General features: G+C 71.9%; 19 protein-coding genes. 12 read left to right on the top strand and 7 right to left on the bottom strand.

Annotated features, from left to right (window positions below; translation table 11 throughout):
• Window positions 1–266 precede the first annotated feature (266 nt).
• From ACTB72_RS08285 to ACTB72_RS08260, 6 genes are read left to right on the top strand one after another with little or no spacing between them, the layout of a single operon-like run.
• Entirely contained in the window at window positions 267–1,154 is an 888-nt protein-coding gene (locus ACTB72_RS08285) for an urease accessory protein UreD (RefSeq protein WP_463036515.1), read from the top strand.
• A gap of 10 nt (window positions 1,155–1,164) precedes the next feature.
• Window positions 1,165–1,467: an urease subunit gamma gene (locus ACTB72_RS08280; protein WP_463036514.1), complete on the top strand. Its 303-nt coding sequence runs from the start codon at window positions 1,165–1,167 to the stop codon at window positions 1,465–1,467.
• Between the two features lie 49 nt (window positions 1,468–1,516).
• Window positions 1,517–1,681 (top strand): hypothetical protein, encoded by a 165-nt coding sequence (locus ACTB72_RS08275; RefSeq protein WP_463036513.1) that lies wholly within the window; start codon window positions 1,517–1,519, stop codon window positions 1,679–1,681.
• A complete protein-coding gene (locus ACTB72_RS08270) occupies window positions 1,678–1,983 on the top strand; it encodes an urease subunit beta (RefSeq protein WP_463036512.1) in 306 nt (101 codons plus the stop codon). The genes ACTB72_RS08275 and ACTB72_RS08270 overlap by 4 nt, the downstream gene beginning before the upstream one ends.
• Window positions 1,984–1,986: 3 nt before the next feature.
• Window positions 1,987–2,448 (top strand): SRPBCC family protein, encoded by a 462-nt coding sequence (locus ACTB72_RS08265; RefSeq protein ID WP_463036511.1) that lies wholly within the window; start codon window positions 1,987–1,989, stop codon window positions 2,446–2,448.
• Window positions 2,445–2,828, top strand: coding sequence for a hypothetical protein (locus ACTB72_RS08260; RefSeq protein ID WP_463036510.1), 384 nt, complete (start codon window positions 2,445–2,447; stop codon window positions 2,826–2,828). Before ACTB72_RS08265 ends, ACTB72_RS08260 begins: the two co-directional genes overlap by 4 nt.
• A 38-nt stretch (window positions 2,829–2,866) precedes the next feature.
• Here the strand turns inward: ACTB72_RS08260 and ACTB72_RS08255 are convergent, their stop codons facing one another.
• Window positions 2,867–3,727, bottom strand: coding sequence for a c-type cytochrome (locus tag ACTB72_RS08255; RefSeq protein ID WP_463036509.1), 861 nt, complete (start codon window positions 3,725–3,727; stop codon window positions 2,867–2,869).
• Between the two features lie 178 nt (window positions 3,728–3,905).
• Here ACTB72_RS08255 and ureC point away from each other — a divergent pair, with 178 nt between their 5' ends.
• The 3 genes from ureC (at window position 3,906) to ACTB72_RS08240 (ending at window position 7,329) form a co-directional block, all read left to right on the top strand.
• Window positions 3,906–5,615: an urease subunit alpha gene (gene ureC, locus ACTB72_RS08250; protein WP_463036508.1), complete on the top strand. Its 1,710-nt coding sequence runs from the start codon at window positions 3,906–3,908 to the stop codon at window positions 5,613–5,615.
• Window positions 5,616–5,833: 218 nt separating this feature from the next.
• On the top strand, window positions 5,834–6,658 hold the full coding sequence (locus ACTB72_RS08245; RefSeq protein ID WP_463036507.1) for a formate/nitrite transporter family protein: 825 nt from the start codon (window positions 5,834–5,836) through the stop codon (window positions 6,656–6,658).
• A 182-nt stretch (window positions 6,659–6,840) separates the two neighbouring features.
• A complete protein-coding gene (locus ACTB72_RS08240) occupies window positions 6,841–7,329 on the top strand; it encodes a YciE/YciF ferroxidase family protein (RefSeq protein ID WP_463036506.1) in 489 nt (162 codons plus the stop codon).
• A 63-nt stretch (window positions 7,330–7,392) separates the two neighbouring features.
• Here ACTB72_RS08240 and ACTB72_RS08235 read toward each other — a convergent pair whose 3' ends face one another.
• Complete coding sequence (locus ACTB72_RS08235; protein ID WP_463036516.1) at window positions 7,393–8,691, bottom strand: HlyC/CorC family transporter; 1,299 nt, start codon at window positions 8,689–8,691, stop codon at window positions 7,393–7,395.
• Between the two features lie 267 nt (window positions 8,692–8,958).
• Here ACTB72_RS08235 and ACTB72_RS08230 point away from each other — a divergent pair, with 267 nt between their 5' ends.
• Both ACTB72_RS08230 and pdxY read left to right on the top strand, forming a co-directional pair.
• Window positions 8,959–9,807 (top strand): metallophosphoesterase family protein, encoded by an 849-nt coding sequence (locus ACTB72_RS08230; RefSeq protein ID WP_463036505.1) that lies wholly within the window; start codon window positions 8,959–8,961, stop codon window positions 9,805–9,807.
• Complete coding sequence (pdxY, locus tag ACTB72_RS08225; protein WP_463036504.1) at window positions 9,804–10,649, top strand: pyridoxal kinase; 846 nt, start codon at window positions 9,804–9,806, stop codon at window positions 10,647–10,649. Before ACTB72_RS08230 ends, pdxY begins: the two co-directional genes overlap by 4 nt.
• Before the next feature lie 125 nt (window positions 10,650–10,774).
• On the opposite strand, the gene ACTB72_RS08220 is transcribed toward pdxY, so the two are convergent.
• From ACTB72_RS08220 to speE, 4 genes are all read right to left on the bottom strand, one after another.
• Window positions 10,775–11,584: an ABC transporter substrate-binding protein gene (locus ACTB72_RS08220; RefSeq protein WP_463036503.1), complete on the bottom strand. Its 810-nt coding sequence runs from the start codon at window positions 11,582–11,584 to the stop codon at window positions 10,775–10,777.
• 15 nt (window positions 11,585–11,599) lie between these two features.
• Window positions 11,600–12,391 carry an ATP-binding cassette domain-containing protein gene (locus ACTB72_RS08215; protein ID WP_463036502.1) on the bottom strand — a complete coding sequence of 264 codons (792 nt, stop codon included), beginning with the start codon at window positions 12,389–12,391 and terminating at the stop codon, window positions 11,600–11,602.
• Window positions 12,392–12,418: 27 nt separating this feature from the next.
• Window positions 12,419–13,126, bottom strand: a complete 708-nt coding sequence (locus ACTB72_RS08210) for an ABC transporter permease (protein WP_463036501.1) — start codon at window positions 13,124–13,126, stop codon at window positions 12,419–12,421.
• A 282-nt stretch (window positions 13,127–13,408) separates the two neighbouring features.
• Window positions 13,409–14,284 carry a polyamine aminopropyltransferase gene (speE, locus tag ACTB72_RS08205; RefSeq protein WP_463036500.1) on the bottom strand — a complete coding sequence of 292 codons (876 nt, stop codon included), beginning with the start codon at window positions 14,282–14,284 and terminating at the stop codon, window positions 13,409–13,411.
• Between the two features lie 107 nt (window positions 14,285–14,391).
• Here speE and ACTB72_RS08200 point away from each other — a divergent pair, with 107 nt between their 5' ends.
• Complete coding sequence (locus tag ACTB72_RS08200; RefSeq protein ID WP_463036499.1) at window positions 14,392–15,609, top strand: NADH:flavin oxidoreductase/NADH oxidase family protein; 1,218 nt, start codon at window positions 14,392–14,394, stop codon at window positions 15,607–15,609.
• A gap of 12 nt (window positions 15,610–15,621) precedes the next feature.
• Here ACTB72_RS08200 and ACTB72_RS08195 read toward each other — a convergent pair whose 3' ends face one another.
• On the bottom strand, window positions 15,622–15,876 hold the full coding sequence (locus tag ACTB72_RS08195) for a hypothetical protein (RefSeq protein WP_463036498.1): 255 nt from the start codon (window positions 15,874–15,876) through the stop codon (window positions 15,622–15,624).
• Window positions 15,877–15,955: the final 79 nt, after the last annotated feature.

The following is a 15,955-nucleotide window of genomic DNA, read 5'->3' as shown; positions in this document are numbered from 1 at the left end:
GCAGGGCGCCGGAGGGGCAGGGGGCGAGGGGCGGCGCCTGCTTCGGCGATCCGGGGGCGGTCCGGTGGCGCTTCGGCGAAAACTCGGGGCGGGGCGCCCTCGCCGGGCCGCGTCGGCCCGCCGCGGCCCTTGCGGGGGAGGGGCGGCGCGACCCGGCCCGCCGGGACTTGCGCGCTCAGGGGCTTCGCGCCATCGTGACGGTCGTCAATCATGAACCGCAGGGGGCGCGCGCCGCCCCGCTCATCCCGCAGACCCTCCGGAGCCCGATGCTGGACGCCGCCCGAGCCTTGCCCGAGACCCCGGCCGCCGCAGCCCCGGCGCCTTTGCGGCGCGCGGCCCCGGGCGCCGCGCAGCCGCGGGCCGAAGGCGAGGGCCGGGTCGCGGTGCGCATCGCCCGGGGGCGCAGCCGGCTGCGCGATCTCTATCAGCGCGGCTCGGCCAAGATCCTGGCGCCGGACGTGCCGGGCGAGGGGTTCGAGGCGGTGCTGCTCAACACCGCCGGCGGGCTGACCGGCGGCGACCGGTTTCAATGGGCGGCGGAGGCGGGGGAGGGCGCGTCCCTCACCCTCTCCACCCAGGCGGCGGAACGCATCTACCGCGCCCATCCGGGCGAGGAGGCGCAGGTGGTCACCCGCCTGACCGCCGGGCCGGGCGCCACGCTCGACTGGCTGCCGCAGGAGACCATCCTCTTCGACGGCGGCGCGCTGCGGCGCAGGCTGGAGGTCGATCTCGACCCCTCCGCGACGTTCACCGGGATCGAGCCGCTGATCCTCGGCCGCGCCGCGATGGGCGAGACGGTGCGCGAGGCGGCGCTGCGCGACCAGTGGCGCCTGCGCATCGGCGGCGAGCTCGTCTGGGCCGACGCCCTGCGCCTGGTCGGGCCCGTCGCCGACATCGCCGCGCGCCCCGCGTGCCTCGATGGAGGCATCGCCGCGGCCACCCTGGTCCACGCCGCCCCCGACGCGCCCGCCCGCCTGGCCGAGCTGCGCGCCCTGCTGACAGGGCATGAGGGGGTGGAGGCCGGCGCCTCCGCGCTCGATCACCTGCTGACCGCCCGTTTCATCGCCCGCGACGGCCGTGCGCTGCGCCGCGCGCTCATCGCCGTTCTCGGCCGTTTCCGCGCCGGCCCGATGCCGCGCGTCTGGACCATGTGAGGAGCCGCCCATGAACCTGACCCCGCGCGAAAAGGACAAGCTGCTGGTGTCGCTCGCCGCCATGGTCGCCCGCGGGCGCCTCGCGCGCGGCGTGAAGCTGAACCACCCCGAGGCGATCGCCCTGATCTCCGACTTCGTGGTGGAGGGCGCGCGCGACGGGCGCACGGTGGCCGACCTGATGCAGGCCGGCGCCGGCGTGATCACCGCCGAGCAGTGCATGGAGGGCATCCCCGAGATGATCCACGAAGTGCAGGTCGAGGCCACCTTTCCCGACGGCACCAAACTGGTGACCGTCCACCACCCGATCCGCTGAGCCCCCGCCCGCTTGCGACCCGCCTGACCTTCCGAGGAGACCTGCCGAGATGACCCTCCGCGTCGCCGCCGCCCTGAGCGCCCTGCTCGTCCCCGCCGTCGCCTTCGCGCATGGCGGTCCGGAAGGCCATTCCCACCCCCATGGCATCGAGACGGCGGCGCTGGTCTCGCTCGCCGTCGCCGCGATCTGGGCCGCGCGGAGGGCGGCGCGATGATCCCCGGAGAGCTGTTTCCCGCCGCGGGCGAGATCGAGCTGAACGCGGGGGCCGAGACCGTGAGCCTCGTCGTCTCCAACACCGGCGACCGGCCGGTGCAGGTCGGCTCGCACTACCATTTCGCCGAGACCAACCCCGCGCTCGATTTCGACCGGGCGGCGGCGCATGGCATGCGGCTCGACATCGCCGCGGGCACTGCGGTGCGGTTCGAGCCGGGCCAGACCCGCGACGTGACGCTGGTGCCCTATGGCGGCGCCCGCCAGGTCTGGGGCTTCAACCGGAAAGTCATGGGAGCGCTCTGACCCATGGCCCTTCACGCCTCCTGCGCGCCGCGCGTGGTCCTGTCCGTGCATGACTATCCGGTCGCCCCGGAGCTGCTCTGGGGCGTGGCGATCGACTGGCGCAAGCTGGGCGAGGCGAACCGCGGCATGGTCACCCAGATCGGCCTGCCCGAGGGGCGGTTCGAAGCAGGCCAGCGGCTGGAGATCGGGGTTTCGGCCTTCGGGCTGCTGCCGGCCAAGCCCTACGTGATCGAGATCCTGGAATGCGACGACGTCCGCCGGGTGATGATCAGCCGCGAGCATGGGGCCGGCGTGAAGTCCTGGGACCATGAGATGCGGGTGGAGGAGACGGAAGACGGCTGCCGGCTGCTCGACCGGATCGTGATCGACGCCGGGATCCTGAGCCGCGTCTTCGCGAGCTGGGCGCGCGTGCTCTACCGTCGCCGCCACAAGCCGCGGCTGCGCCAGCTGGGGCTCGGCGCATGACCGTGATGCTGGCGCTGGCGATGATGGGGCTGATGGCCTGGCAGGGCCCGCATCTGGGCCTGCGCCTGCTGGGCGGGCGCCGGGGGGTGCTGGCCGGCGGGCTCGCGGCCCTGGCGCTGGCCCCGCTGGTGGGCTACGGGCTGGCGCTGGCGACGTCCTCGATGAACGGTCGGCCGCTCGCCACCGAGTTCGAGGCGACGATGAACGCCTGGGGCCTGGCGCTGTTCCTGACCGGCGCGATCTGCCTGCACCTGATCGGCAAGCTGCGCCGGGCCCGGATCGGGCCGCGCAAGGACAATCGCTGGCACGGGACGACCGACAGCGGCTCGGGCGACTCCCATGGCGGCGCGGATGGCGATGCCGGGGGGGACCGGGATTGAGGGCGGCCGCGACCGCCCCCTCGCCCGCGCCGGCCCCCTCAGTTTGGGTCGGGCAGCGGCGGCAGCGTGCGCAGGAAGGCGATGATCGCGCGCGCGTCGTCGTCGGTCATCTGCGCGTAGAAGCCATAGCCCATCGGCGGGAACATCGCCTCGCCGTCCGTGCGTTTGCCGTGGCGGATCATCGCGTCGATCTCGGCGTCGGAATAGCCCGCGAGCCCGTCCTGCGAGCTGGTCAGGTTGGCCGAGACGCTCACGCCCCAGGGCCCATGCCATGCGTTGCCGCCCGCGCCGAGATGGGTGTCCATCATCGGCCCCTGCGGCCCGAAGGTGGTGTGGCATTCGAGGCAATGGGCCACCGGCCCCGCCAGATAGGCGCCGTAGGCGGCGGTCGGGCCCCGCTCGGGCGCCGCGACCTGCGCGACCGGGGGCCCGTAGCTCGGGGGCAGGGGGATGCGGTATTCGGATTTGGGCGTGGTCCCCGCTACCGCCGGGACCGTGCGCAGATAGGCGATCATCGCGTCGAGATCCGCATCGGCGAGCCCGCGATAGAGCCCGATGGGCATCGGCGGCCCGATGATCGAGCCGTCGGGGCGCACGCCTTCGCGGATCGCGCGTTTCAGCTCCGCATCCGTCCAGGCGCCGATGCCGTCGGTCATGTGCGGGGTGATGTTGGGCGCGTAGGCGGTGAAGGCGGGGTTGTCTTCGACGAGCCTGCCGCCGAGCGCATGGTCCATGTCGAGGCCCTGCGGCCCGAACGGCGTGTGGCAGTTGCCGCAGGCCGCGACGGCGGTGACCAGGTAGGCGCCGCGCTCGACCCGGGTTTCGGCCTGGGCGCTCGCGGCGCCCCAGACGGCGGAGGCGGCCAGCGCCCCGGCCGCCAAAATTCGACTGACTTTCAAGATAGCCACCTCTCTCCCATGGCCCGGGTTTCCGTCCCCGGCTCACGTGAAATTTACCCTGCGTCGCCCCGCCGCGTCGATGGCGAAAATCGCCTGACCGCAAGCGGTTCCGGCGCCCAAACGTCCGCCTCCGCCCGCCCCGCGCCCCGTTCCGCCGCCTGATCCCCGGAGACCCGCCATGCCCGCCCGCATCTCCCGTCCCGCCTACGCCGCCATGTTCGGCCCCACCACCGGCGACCGGCTGCGGCTGGCCGATACCGAGCTGGTGATCGAGGTCGAGCGCGACATGACCACCTATGGCGAGGAGGTGAAGTTCGGCGGCGGCAAGGTGATCCGCGACGGCATGGGGCAAAGCCAGGCGACCCGCGCCGGCGGGGCGGTGGACACGGTCATCACCAACGCGCTGATCGTGGACCATACCGGCATCTACAAGGCCGATGTCGGTCTGCGCGACGGGCGGATCGCGGCGATCGGCAAGGCCGGCAATCCCGATGTGCAGTCCGGCGTGACCATCATCATCGGTCCGGGCACCGAGGTCATCGCCGGCGAGGGACGGATCCTGACCGCGGGCGGCTTCGACAGCCATATCCATTTCATCTGCCCCCAGCAGATCGACGACGCGCTGCATTCGGGCGTGACCACCTTGCTCGGCGGCGGCACGGGCCCGGCCCATGGCACGCTCGCCACCACCTGCACGCCGGGGGCCTGGCATATCGGGCGCATGATGCAGGCGCTCGACGCGTTCCCGATCAATTTCGGGATCTCGGGCAAAGGCAACGCCTCGCGCCCCGAGGCGCTGGTGGAGATGGTCGACGCCGGCGCCTGCGCGCTGAAGCTGCACGAGGACTGGGGGACCACGCCCGGGGCCATCGACTGCTGCCTGTCGGTGGCCGACGACATGGACGTGCAGGTGATGATCCACACCGATACGCTCAATGAATCCGGCTTCGTGGAGAACACGCTCGCCGCCATCAAGGGCCGAACCATCCACGCCTTCCATACCGAAGGCGCCGGCGGCGGCCATGCGCCCGACATCATCAAGGTCTGCGGCGAGCCGCATGTGATCCCGTCCTCGACCAACCCGACCCGGCCGTTCACCCGCAACACGCTGGACGAGCATCTCGACATGCTGATGGTCTGCCATCACCTGTCGAAATCGATCCCCGAGGATGTGGCCTTCGCCGAAAGCCGCATCCGGCGCGAGACCATCGCCGCCGAGGATATCCTGCACGACATGGGCGCGTTCTCGATCATCGCGTCCGACAGCCAGGCGATGGGGCGCATCGGCGAAGTGCTGATCCGCACCTGGCAGACCGCCCACAAGATGAAGGTCCAGCGCGGCCGTCTGCCCGAGGAGACCGGCGACAACGACAACGTCCGGGTCAAGCGCTACATCGCCAAATACACCATCAACCCCGCGGTCGCGCATGGCATGTCGCGCGAGATCGGGTCGATCGAGGTCGGCAAGCGCGCCGACCTGGTGCTTTGGTCGCCGGCCTTCTTCGGGGTGAAGCCGGAGATGACGCTGGTCGGCGGCATGATCGCCTGCGCGCAGATGGGCGACCCCAACGCCTCGATCCCCACGCCGCAGCCGGTCTATTCCCGCCCGATGTTCGGTGCGTTCGGGGGCGCGCAGTCGCGCGGCTCGGTGACCTTCGTGTCGGAGGCGGCGCAGGCCTCGGGCATCGGGGCGGCGCTGGGGCTTTCGAAGGACACGGTGGCGGTGAAGGGCACGCGCGGGATCGGCAAGGCCGACATGCGGCTGAACGACCATTGCCCGAAGATCGAAGTGCACCCCGAGACCTACGAGGTCCGCGCCGACGGCGTGCTGCTGACCTGCGAACCCGCCGAGATCCTGCCGATGGCGCAGCGTTATTTCATGTATTGAAGGGGTCCGGGCGCGGGGGGGATGTTCCTGACGGCTCCCTTCGCCGCGCGCAGGGAGAGGGAGGCGCCGAGGGGGCGCTCAAGACCTTGGCGACGGCGCAGGCCCGCGCCGCAGGGCCTGGGTCGGCCTTCCCCGCCTGCCCAAAGTCGCCGTCGCCAACAAAAACGCCATATCCTCCCCTGCGGCGCCCACCCTGCGCCACCCGCAAGGAGCAGCCGATGGCCAACGACGCCGATGAAGTCCATCTCGACGCCGAAGGGCAGCGCCAGGTCGAGGCGCATTCCGACGCGCCCTCCGAGGTCGTCTACGAGGCGATCCGGCGGCAGGGCATGCATGAGCTCGGCCGGCCCAAAAGCGCGCTGTGGTGGTCAGGCGTCGCCGCGGGCCTCGCCATCAGCCTCTCGGTGCTGGCCGAAGGGATCCTGCATGCCAGCCTGCCCGACGCGCCCTGGCGCCCGCTGGTCGCGTGTTTCGGCTACTGCATCGGCTTCCTGATCGTGGTGCAGGCGCGCATGCAGCTGTTCACCGAGAACACCATCACGCCGATCCTGCCCTTCTTCCTGCATCCCACGCTGGGCACGCTGGGCTGCATCGCACGGCTCTGGGCCATCGTGCTGATCGCCAACATGGTGGGCTGCGCGCTGGCGGCGGCGACGATGACCGAGCTCGCCATCGTGCCGCCGGAGCTGTTCCAGGGCGCGCTCGACATCGCGCGGTCCTACGCCTCGCATTCCCCGACCGAGCAGTTCGTGCGCGGCATCCCCGCGGGGTTCCTGATCGCGGCGATGGTCTGGATCCTGCCGCGGCACGACGGGGCGGGCTCCATCGTCATCATCGTCATCGTCACCTGGCTGATCGGCGTCGGGGAGATGTCGCATGTGGTGGCGGGCTCGACCAAGCTGTTCATGCTGGCGCTGCTGGGCGAGATCGGCCTCTACGAAGCGCTGGTCCGCCACACCGCGCCGGCGCTGGCCGGCAACGTGATCGGGGGCACCGGCATCTTCGCGGCGCTGACCTACGCCCAGGTGCGCGAGGAGGTCTGAGAAGGAGGGGGAGGTCTGAGAAGAAGGGGGAGGTCTGAGCAGGGGGGGCCGAACGGGGGCCCGGTTCGCGCGACGTGAAACGACCCGGAGTCGGACGCTTTTTCTCCGCAATCGGCGCCAGATCATCGTCATGGCCATCGCGAATGGCGTCCCCTCCTCGGGCCAGGAACAGGAGTTCCCACATGTCCCTCAAGACCCTCGACGACCTTTTCAAACACACCCTGCGCGACATCTATTTCGCCGAGAAGCAGGTGCTCAAGGCGCTGCCGAAGATGGCGCGCAAGGCGGTGTCCGGCGATCTGCGCAAAGCCTTCGAGGATCACGCCGAGGAGACGCAGGGCCATATCGAGAACCTCGAGACGATCTTCGAGCAGCTCGGCATGAAGCCGCGCGGCGTGCGCTGCGAAGCCATCGAAGGCATTCTCGACGAAGCCCGCGACATCATGGCGGAGGCCGAGCCGGAAGCGCTCGACGCAGGGCTCGCGGCGTCCGCGCAGGCGGTGGAGCACTACGAGATCACCCGCTACGGCACCATGGTCTCCTGGGCCAAGCAGCTTGGCTACAAGGACGCCGCGCCGCTGCTGCAGGCCAATCTGGACCAGGAATACGCGGCCGACGACAAGCTGACCAAGCTGGCTGAGAAGGTGCTGAACACCGCCGCCGCGGAATAAGCGGACCCCCGACCCGTCCTCGAAATCGCCGCGGTTCCCTCCAGGGGCCGCGGCGATTTCATCTCAGGCCCGAACCAGCTGCTTGAGCTTGATGCGGGTGATCTGGTTGCGGCGACGCTCGATCACCTCGAAGCGCACCCCGTGGAACGAGAAGATCTGCCCCGCGCTCGGGATCGCCTGCGCTTCGTGGATCACCAGGCCCGCGACGGTGTTGGCCTCGTCGTCGGGCAGGCTCCATTCCGTGGCGCGGTTGAAGTCGCGGATGGTGGTGGAGCCGTCGACCAGCAGCGAGCCGTCGGGCAGGCGGGTGAGGCCGTCGACCTCGCTGTCATGCTCGTCGGCGATGTCGCCCACGATCTCTTCGAGAATGTCTTCCAGCGTGATCAGGCCCTGAAGGGTGCCGTATTCGTCCACCACCAGCGCGAAATGCGACCGCCGCTTCAGGAACGCCCGCAGCTGCTCGTCGAGCGAGGTGGTGTCGGGCACGAACCACGGCTCCATCGCCACGCCGAGGATGTCGAGGTCGCGCACGCCCTTCCAGCCGTCGGGCGAGGCCTCCGTCAGCCGGTGCACGGCGCGCAGAAGGTCCTTGGCGTGGATCACGCCGATGATGTTCTCGGCCTCGTCCTTCCACAGCGGAATGCGGGTATGGGTGGACTGGAGGCAGAAGGCGAGGATCTCGTCCGCCGGCAGGCTCGCGTCGATGGTCTCGATGTTGCGGCGATGGCGCATGACCTCGGAGACCTCGCGCTCGCCCAGGTCGAGGGCGGCGAGCAGGCGGTCGCGGTCGTCCTTCTGCACCGCGCCCTCGAAATGGTGCAGGTCGATGGCGCCGCGGATTTCGTCGAGCGCCAGCACATGGGTCTCCGGATCCATGTTGACCCCGAAGATCCGAAGGAACAGGCGCACCAGCCTGGTGATCGTCGCCACCACCGGCGCGAAGATCCGCACGATCACCGAGATCGGGCGGGAGACGAGGGTCGCCGCCCGCTCCGGCGCGGAGATGGCGTAGTTCTTCGGCGCGATCTCGGAGAAGATCACCACCAGCGCGGTCATCGCGATGGTCGCGACCGCCACCCCGTTCTCTCCCACCAGGATGGTGAAGAACATGGTGGCGAGCGAGGTGCCGAGGATGTTCGCGAGGTTGTTGCCGAGCAGGATCGCGCCGATCAGACGCTCCCCGTCCTCCTTCAGCGCCAGCGCCGCAGCCGCCCCGCGCGAGCCGCGGTCGGCGAGCCCGTGCAGCTTGGCGCGCGAGGAGGCGGTCAGCGCGGTCTCGGAGCCGGAGAAGAAGGCGGAGATCACCAGAAGCACCAGGATGGCGAGCCCCAGCCACAGCGCCTCCGCGGGCGCGCCGAGCAGAGTGGCGCCGGCGTCCGGCGCTGCGGGGGGGGCCGCGCCTTCCGACTGAGCGGAGGCCGCGAACAGGCCGCCGAACCACGCGGCGGCGCGGTCGATCACGGTCGGGTCAGCCAGGGTCGGATCGGGGGCGGATACGGCGATCTGGGCGGAGGTCGTGGCGTCGGGCGTCACGGGGCTCTGCGCTCCTTGCATGGGGGACGGTCGCCCCCTCTTATGAGGCGCGGGCGATGTCCGGGCAAGGGCGCGACGCGGGACGAGAGGGGCGGCATGACGGAATTGTCAGGCGAAAACGGGCTTGCGGCGGGGGACGTCGCGGATTGGGGGGTGATCTCCGGGCCGGTGGTTCTGTTCGGGGGCCCGTGCTCCAACCTGCAGGCGACGCAGGCGATGGTCGCGGCGGCCGGGCGCCTGGGCGCAGGCGGGTTGATCTGCACGGGCGATCTCGCCGCCTATTGCGGGGATCCTGCGGCGACGGTGGCCGCCGTGCGCGCCTCGGGCGCGCGGGTGATCGCGGGAAATATGGAGATGTCGCTGGCCGCGGGCGGTCCCGATTGCGGCTGCGGCTTCGACGAGGGCGCGGCCTGCGCCGTGATGGCCGACGCCTGGTTCGCCCATGCCGACGCTCAGGTGGGGGCGGAGGCGCGGGAATGGATGGGGGGGCTGCCCGGCTGGGCGGTTTTCCGGAATGACGGGCGGCGCTGGGCGGTGGTGCACGGGGCGGCCTCGGCCGTGAACCGGTTCTTGTGGTCGGTGACGCCGGAGGCGGAGCTGGCCGCCGAATGGGCGTTGATCGAGGCCGTGACCGGGCCGGTGGACGGCGTGATCTCCGGGCATTCCGGCATCGGCTGGATCCGTGACGTGGCGGGGCGGCCGTGGATCAACGCCGGCGCCATCGGCCTGCCGCCCAATGACGGGGATGCGTCGGTGCAATACGCGGTGCTGGAGGGCGGCCGGCCGCGGCTGGCGCGATTGCCCTACGACCATGCCGCCGCCGCCGCCGCGATGCGCGCGGCTGGGCTGGTCCAGGGCTATGAGCGCTGTCTGGAGACCGGGTTCTGGCCCTCGCAGGACATGCTCCCCCTAGTTTTGCGGCGCGGGCCGGAGGCGGCGGCATGAGCCCGACCTGTCTCTCGATCCAGTCCGCGGTGGTGGCGGGGCATGTGGGCCATGGCGCGTCCTCCTTCGCGCTGGGGGCCGAGGGGGTGGAGGTCTGGCCGCTGCCGACCGTGACCCTTTCCGGCCATGCGCGGACGCCCGGCGTGAAGGGGCGCCGCGCCACGGGGGCGGAAATCGCGGCCCTGGGCGAGGGCCTGGCCGCGGGCGGCGCGCTGGCGCGGTGCGACGGGCTGCTGACCGGCTATCTGGGCACGGCGGAGGCGGCCGAGGCCGTGGCCGACATCGCGCTCGCGCTGAAGGCGGCGCGGCCCGGCGCGCTCTTCCTCTGCGATCCGGTGCTGGGGGACGAGGGGCCGGGGCTCTACCTGCCGGCCGAGATCGGGGTGATCTACCGCGACCGCCTGCTGCCGCTGGCCGACATCGCGGCGCCGAACCGGTTCGAACTGGGCTGGCTCGCCGGCCTCCCCTGCGCGACGCTCGACGAGACCCGCGCCGCGGCGGAGGCGTTGCAGGCCATGGGGCCGGGGGTGGTGCAGGTCACCTCGGTTCCGGGGCCGGAGGGCGGGCTCGGCATCCTGACGGCGACCGAGGCGGGCGCGTGGCTCTGCGAGGCGCCGCTCGTGCCGCTGCATCTGAACGGGGCGGGGGATTTCGTGGCGGCGCTGCTGATGGCGGGCGCGCTGCGCGGCGCGCCGGCGCCCGAGGCCGCCGCCCGCGCGGTGGGCGCGGCCCATGCCCTGGCGGCGGAGGCCCAGCGGCTTGGCCGCGACGACTTGCCTGTCATCGCCGCGCAGGAAGCGTGGCGCAACGCGGCGCCGGCCGGTTCGGTGCGATTGGCTTGAGGCGCAGGGCGCCCGCCCGCCCGCGCAGGGGCGCAGGGCGCAACGGCGGGTTCGCACCCGCCCTACCTGCGCCGGCCGGGTCGGTGAGCGTGGGTCAGGCGGGGCAGGGGCGTCGCGCGTCCGCCTCAATCGGCGGCGTCGGGAAAAAACAGCTGCTGGCCGTCGCGGCGATAGGCGGCGATGGCGTTCTGGCCGGCGGGGGAGAGCAGCCAGGTCTCGAACGCCTCCGTCTCCGCCGCGTGCGCGTTGGGGCAGCGGGCGGGGTTCACCCGGATCACGCCATAGGGGTTGAAGAGCGCCGGGTCGCCCTCCGCCACGATCCGGTGGGTCCCCTTGTTGCCGAAGGCGACCCAGGTGGCGCGGTCGGTCAGCGCATAGGCCCCCATCCCGACCGCGAGGTTCAGCGTCGCGCCCATGCCCGACCCGGTCTCGCGATACCAGGTCCCGGAGGCGGCGGCGGCGTCGACCTCCGCCGCCTCCCACAACGCCCGCTCCTTCACATGGGTTCCGCTTTCGTCCCCGCGCGAGGCGAAAGGCGCGCGCGCCCCGGCGATGGCGGTCAGGGCGGCGGCGGCGCCGGCGGTCCCGGCCACTCCGGCGGGGTCGTCCGCGGGACCCACGATGACGAAATCATTGTGCATCAGCGGGTGACGGGCGAGGCCGTGGCCCTCGGCGACGAACGCCTCCTCCGCCGCCCTGGCATGGACCACCAGCAGGTCGCCGTCGCAGTTGCGGGCGTTCTTCAGCGCCTGGCCGGTGCCCACGGCGACGACGCGGACCTCGATGCCGGTCTCGGCCTCGAACCCCGGCAGGATCGCATCGAACAGGCCGGAATTGGCGGTCGAGGTGGTCGACTGCACCAGCACGAAGCGCTCGGCGGCGACGGCGGGCAGGGCGAGCGCGGACGCGAGCAGGGCGGCGAGAAGGCGGGGCATCGAAATCTCCGGGCGTCAGATCAGCAGGCGGCCATCGAGATAGGCGCGCGCGGCCGCGGTGTCGGGTCGGTCCAGAAAGCGGGCGGCGGGCGCCGTCTCCACGTCCCGCCCACGATGCATGAAGATGATGCGGTCCGCCATGCGCGCGGCCTGGCCGGGGTCATGGGTGACCAGCACCACCTCCGTCGCCTCCCCGGCCACCTTCGCCGCCAGACGCTCGATCGCGGCGGTGGAGCGTGGGTCGAGGCTGGCGGTGGGTTCATCCAGCAGCAGAAGGCGCGGGCGCACGGCGAGCGCGCGCACCAGCGCCAGCCGCTGCGCCTCCCCCCCCGACAGCGCCCTTGCGGGCTGATCGGCGAGCGATTCCAGCGCGCCCAGCGCCAGCAGCTCCGCCACCCGCCCCGGCCGCTCGCGGCGCGGCACCCGGGCGGCGCGGAGCGCGTGGTCGAGATTGGCGCGGACCGAACGGCGCAGCAGCACCGGGCGCTGGAAGACCAGCGAAGTGGCGATGGCGGTCGACCGGACCTGGCCGAGATCGGGGGCGATCAGCCCGGCCATGACCCGCAGGGACAGGCTCTTGCCGGCGCCGTTCGGCCCCATCAGCGCGGTTATGCCGTGACCGGGCAGGCGTAGCGTCAGTCCGTCCAGCAGCCTGCGGCCGCCGCGCAACATCACCACGCCGTCCAGCGTCGGGGCGGGCTCGGGCAGGGGCGTGTCGAGGGGAGCCTGGGCGTCGTGAAGCGCGGCGTCGGCGGGCGCGGTCCCGCGGCGGGCGGGGAAGGGGAGGATGCGGTGCTCCTCGGTCATGGCGCGATCCTTGCGTCGCGGGGGCCGTCAGGCATGAACCGGTCCCTCCGCCCGCGCCCGCAGCACCGCCACCGAGCCATGGATCAGGGCCGAGAGCGCCACCAGCACCACGCCGAGCGCGAGCGCGAGCGCCAGCTCGCCCTTCGACGTCTCCAGCGCGATGGCGGTGGTCATCACCCGCGTGGCGTGGGCGATGTTGCCGCCCACGATCATCACCGCCCCGACCTCGGCCAGCGCCCGCCCGAACCCCGCCAGCGCGGCGGTGGTCAGCGCGAAGCGGGCGTCGACGAGCAGCGTGCCCAGCGCGAACATCCGCCCGGCGTTCATCGATCGCAGCAGCTCGTCATATTCGTCATGCAGCGCCGCCACCGTTTCCCGCGTCAGGGCGGCGACGATGGGCAGGACCAGCAGGGTCTGGGCGATGACCATGGCGGTGGGGGTGTAGAGAAGGCCGAGCGGGCCCAGCGGACCCGAGGCCGACAGCATCAGATAGACCGCGAGCCCCGCCACGACCGGGGGCAGCCCCATCAGAGCCGAGATCATCGCGGTCAGCAGCCCACGCCCCGGGAACCGCGCCACGGCGAGCAGCGCGCCCAGCGGCATGCCCAGCGCGCAGGCGGCGACCGTGGCGCCGAGGCTGACCGCCAGCGACAGCCCGACGATTCCGGTCAGCTCGGGGTCGAACGCCGCCAGAAGGCCGAAGGCCGCCGACACCGCTCCCGAAAACCCGTCCATCCGCGTCTCCACCCGCCCCGACGGCGCGTCGGACGTCCGGGGTCGCCTGCCTCGGCATCGCCATCCGCCCGCCCCTGCGGACCCGGAGGCGCAGCTTGCGACCAATGGGCCCGCGCCGCAAGGCGGACGCCGGGCCGCGGCTCCCCCGCGGAGGTCCGCGTCATCCGGCGGTCCTCTGCTTCGCGCGGTTGAGTGAAGATGATGTGTAGGGATGTCGCCTTGCGTCGTTAAACATCGATCTTCTGATGTTTTAAGTAATTTCGGTATTTTCCCGGCGCGCCGTCAGTCGGGCATCAGCGCCAGCACGTAGCCCGGCAGCGCGAAGGCCGCCTGGTGCACCTCGGGCGTGTAGTAGCGGGTGACGAGACCGGCTTTCCTGAACCGCGACCGCAGCGTGGCGAGGCCGACGCCCCGCGCCTCCCCGTCCGTGCCCCAGCCGAAGGCCATCGGCCCGCCGGCATAGGAGGGGACGGTGGCCATGTAGCAGGCGCCGTCGGCGAAGAGCGCGCGGAAGGCGCGCATGGTGCGGGTCAGCTCCTCGCCCTGCAGGAAGGGCACGCCGTTCTGGGTGACGAGGATGCCGCCCGGATTCAGCAGGCGCCTGGCGTGGCCGTAGAACGTGTCGGTGAACAGCACCTCGCCCGGGCCGATCGGGTCGGTGGAATCGACGATGATCACGTCGTAGCCCTCGCCCGGCGTCACCTCGCGGCGCACGAATTCCGCCCCGTCGGCGATCACCAGCTCGAGCCGCTCGTCGTCGAAGGCGCCGTCGGAGATGCCGGGGAGATAGGTTGTGGAGAACGCGACCACGCCGGCGTCGATCTCCACCATCGTCACATGCTCGACCGAGGCATGGCGCAGCGCCTCGCGGGCCATGCCGCCGTCGCCGCCGCCGATGATAAGCACGCGGCGAACCGCGCCATGGGCGAGGATCGGCACATGGGTCAGCATCTCGTGATAGATGAACTCGTCGCCCTCGGTCACCTGCACCACGCCGTCGAGCGTCATGATCCGCCCGAAGGTCGGGTTGCGGAACACGCGGATGCGCTGGTGCTCGGTCTCGCTGTCATAGAGCAGGGCGGTCTCGCGCAGGGCCTGGGCGTGATCGTCGTGCAGGGTCTCCACGGTCCAGCCTGGGATATCGCGAGGGTCGGACATGGGCGGGCTCCTGATGGTCGACGCGTCAGGTCACCTAGCCAAGCGAGGCCTCGGAAGCAAGGCGGCGGCTTGCGCCGCGCCCGGGGTCGCGGCAATCTCGTCCCATCATGATCGAAACCTCATACGAACTGCCCTGCGGCGTGGTCTTGCCGAACCGGCTGGCCAACGCTGCGATGACCGAACGCATCGCCGAGCCCGGCAACCATGCCGGCGCCCGCCTGATCCGCCTTTACCGCATCTGGGCCGAGGGGGGCTGCGGGTTGCAGATCACCGGCAACATCCAGGTGGAGCGGCGGCATCTGGAGGCTGCGGGCAACGTGATCCTGGACGAGGCGGGGGACGTGGCGGCGCTGCGCCCGATGGCGGCGGCGGCGAAATCCGGCGGCGCGCCGGCCTTCGCCCAGATCTCCCATGCCGGGCGCCAGACGCCGGTGGGCGTCAACCCCGCGCCCTTCGCGCCCTCCGCCGTGGCGCTGACCCAGGCCGGCGTCGGCCATGGCGACCCGGTGGAGATGCCGGGGGAGGAGGTCGAGGCGGTGATCGCGGGCTTCGGCGCCACCGCCGCGCGCTGTCAGACGGCGGGCTTCGACGGCATCCAGATCCACTCGGCCCACGGCTACCTGCTGTCGAGTTTCCTGAATCCTCTGGCGAACCTGCGCGAGGACCGCTTCGGCGGGTGCCCCGAGGCCCGCGCCCGGCCCCTGCTGGAGGCGGTGGCCGCGGTGCGCGCCGCCTGCGGGGCGGGGTTCGCGATCTCCGTCAAACTCAACGCCGCGGACTTTTTGCAAGGCGGGTTCGATCTGCCTGATTGCGTTCGGGTGGCGGGCTGGCTGCAGGAGGCCGGCGTTGACCTGCTGGAGGTCTCGGGCGGCAATTACGAGCAGCCCGCGATGATCCGCGGGCGGCCAAAGGACGGGGCGGACACCCGCCGCGAAAGCACCATCGCGCGCGAGGCGTTCTTTCTGGACTACGCGGCCGAACTCCGCCGCTCGGTCAGCCTGCCGATGATGGTCACCGGCGGGTTCCGCACCCGGGCCGCGATGGAGGCGGCGCTGGAATCGGGGGCGGCCGACGTCATCGGCCTCGGCCGGCCGCTCTGCCTCGAGCCCGACCTGCCCGGCCGCCTGATCTCCGGCGAGACCGACCGCGCCCTCGACGCCGAGAAGGACGTCACCCCCCGCGGCGCCGTTATGGCCTGGTATTACGAGCAGATTTTCCGGATGTCCGAGGGGCTGGCCCCCGATCCCGCCATCACCGGAACCGAGGCGCGCGAACGCTTCATGGCCCGCGAGGCGGCGAACCTGGCCGCGTATCGTGCGGCCTGAGGGGTGTGCGCCTCAGCCGTCGCAGGCGCAGCCTTTGCCCTTGCTGCAGGACTTCGAGGCGCTGATGCAGCTGTCGCCGCAGGCTTTTCCCGCGCGGCAGGTCTTGCAGCAGCCCGCCGCCTGGACGGGTTGGGAGAGGCCGAGCCGGGCGACGATCTCCGCCCAGCCGGCGGGCGCCGGCGTGAGCGTCGGAGCGGCGGCGGCGGAAAGCGCGCCGCCCAGGATCAGCGCAAGCGCTATGCCTTGTCGGGCGAGAAGGGGGCGCATGGGCGTGGTCTCCGCGTCGAGGGTGGCGCAGAGTTAACCATTATGAACCGTACCTGTCACGCGGGGATCGTCGGGCGGG

This window comes from Albimonas sp. (genome assembly GCF_055129145.1).
Note: the sequence above shows the minus strand (reverse complement) of the source record. Positions and strands in the feature narration are given on the sequence as shown.

Bases quoted from the DNA above. Each gene is read 5' to 3' on its own strand.
- ACTB72_RS08210 (WP_463036501.1), bottom strand. From the start codon at position 13,126: ATGGACGGGTTTTCGGGAGCGGTGTCGGCGGCCTTCGGCCTTCTGGCG.
- pdxY (WP_463036504.1), top strand. From the start codon at position 9,804: ATGAGCCCGACCTGTCTCTCGATCCAGTCCGCGGTGGTGGCGGGGCAT.
- ACTB72_RS08220 (WP_463036503.1), bottom strand. From the start codon at position 11,584: ATGCCCCGCCTTCTCGCCGCCCTGCTCGCGTCCGCGCTCGCCCTGCCC.
- speE (WP_463036500.1), bottom strand. From the start codon at position 14,284: ATGTCCGACCCTCGCGATATCCCAGGCTGGACCGTGGAGACCCTGCAC.
- ACTB72_RS08195 (WP_463036498.1), bottom strand. From the start codon at position 15,876: ATGCGCCCCCTTCTCGCCCGACAAGGCATAGCGCTTGCGCTGATCCTG.
- ACTB72_RS08275 (WP_463036513.1), top strand. From the start codon at position 1,517: ATGACCCTCCGCGTCGCCGCCGCCCTGAGCGCCCTGCTCGTCCCCGCC.
- ACTB72_RS08270 (WP_463036512.1), top strand. From the start codon at position 1,678: ATGATCCCCGGAGAGCTGTTTCCCGCCGCGGGCGAGATCGAGCTGAAC.
- ACTB72_RS08240 (WP_463036506.1), top strand. From the start codon at position 6,841: ATGTCCCTCAAGACCCTCGACGACCTTTTCAAACACACCCTGCGCGAC.
- ACTB72_RS08285 (WP_463036515.1), top strand. From the start codon at position 267: ATGCTGGACGCCGCCCGAGCCTTGCCCGAGACCCCGGCCGCCGCAGCC.
- ACTB72_RS08265 (WP_463036511.1), top strand. From the start codon at position 1,987: ATGGCCCTTCACGCCTCCTGCGCGCCGCGCGTGGTCCTGTCCGTGCAT.
- ACTB72_RS08230 (WP_463036505.1), top strand. From the start codon at position 8,959: ATGACGGAATTGTCAGGCGAAAACGGGCTTGCGGCGGGGGACGTCGCG.
- ACTB72_RS08260 (WP_463036510.1), top strand. From the start codon at position 2,445: ATGACCGTGATGCTGGCGCTGGCGATGATGGGGCTGATGGCCTGGCAG.
- ureC (WP_463036508.1), top strand. From the start codon at position 3,906: ATGCCCGCCCGCATCTCCCGTCCCGCCTACGCCGCCATGTTCGGCCCC.
- ACTB72_RS08200 (WP_463036499.1), top strand. From the start codon at position 14,392: ATGATCGAAACCTCATACGAACTGCCCTGCGGCGTGGTCTTGCCGAAC.
- ACTB72_RS08215 (WP_463036502.1), bottom strand. From the start codon at position 12,391: ATGACCGAGGAGCACCGCATCCTCCCCTTCCCCGCCCGCCGCGGGACC.
- ACTB72_RS08245 (WP_463036507.1), top strand. From the start codon at position 5,834: ATGGCCAACGACGCCGATGAAGTCCATCTCGACGCCGAAGGGCAGCGC.
- ACTB72_RS08280 (WP_463036514.1), top strand. From the start codon at position 1,165: ATGAACCTGACCCCGCGCGAAAAGGACAAGCTGCTGGTGTCGCTCGCC.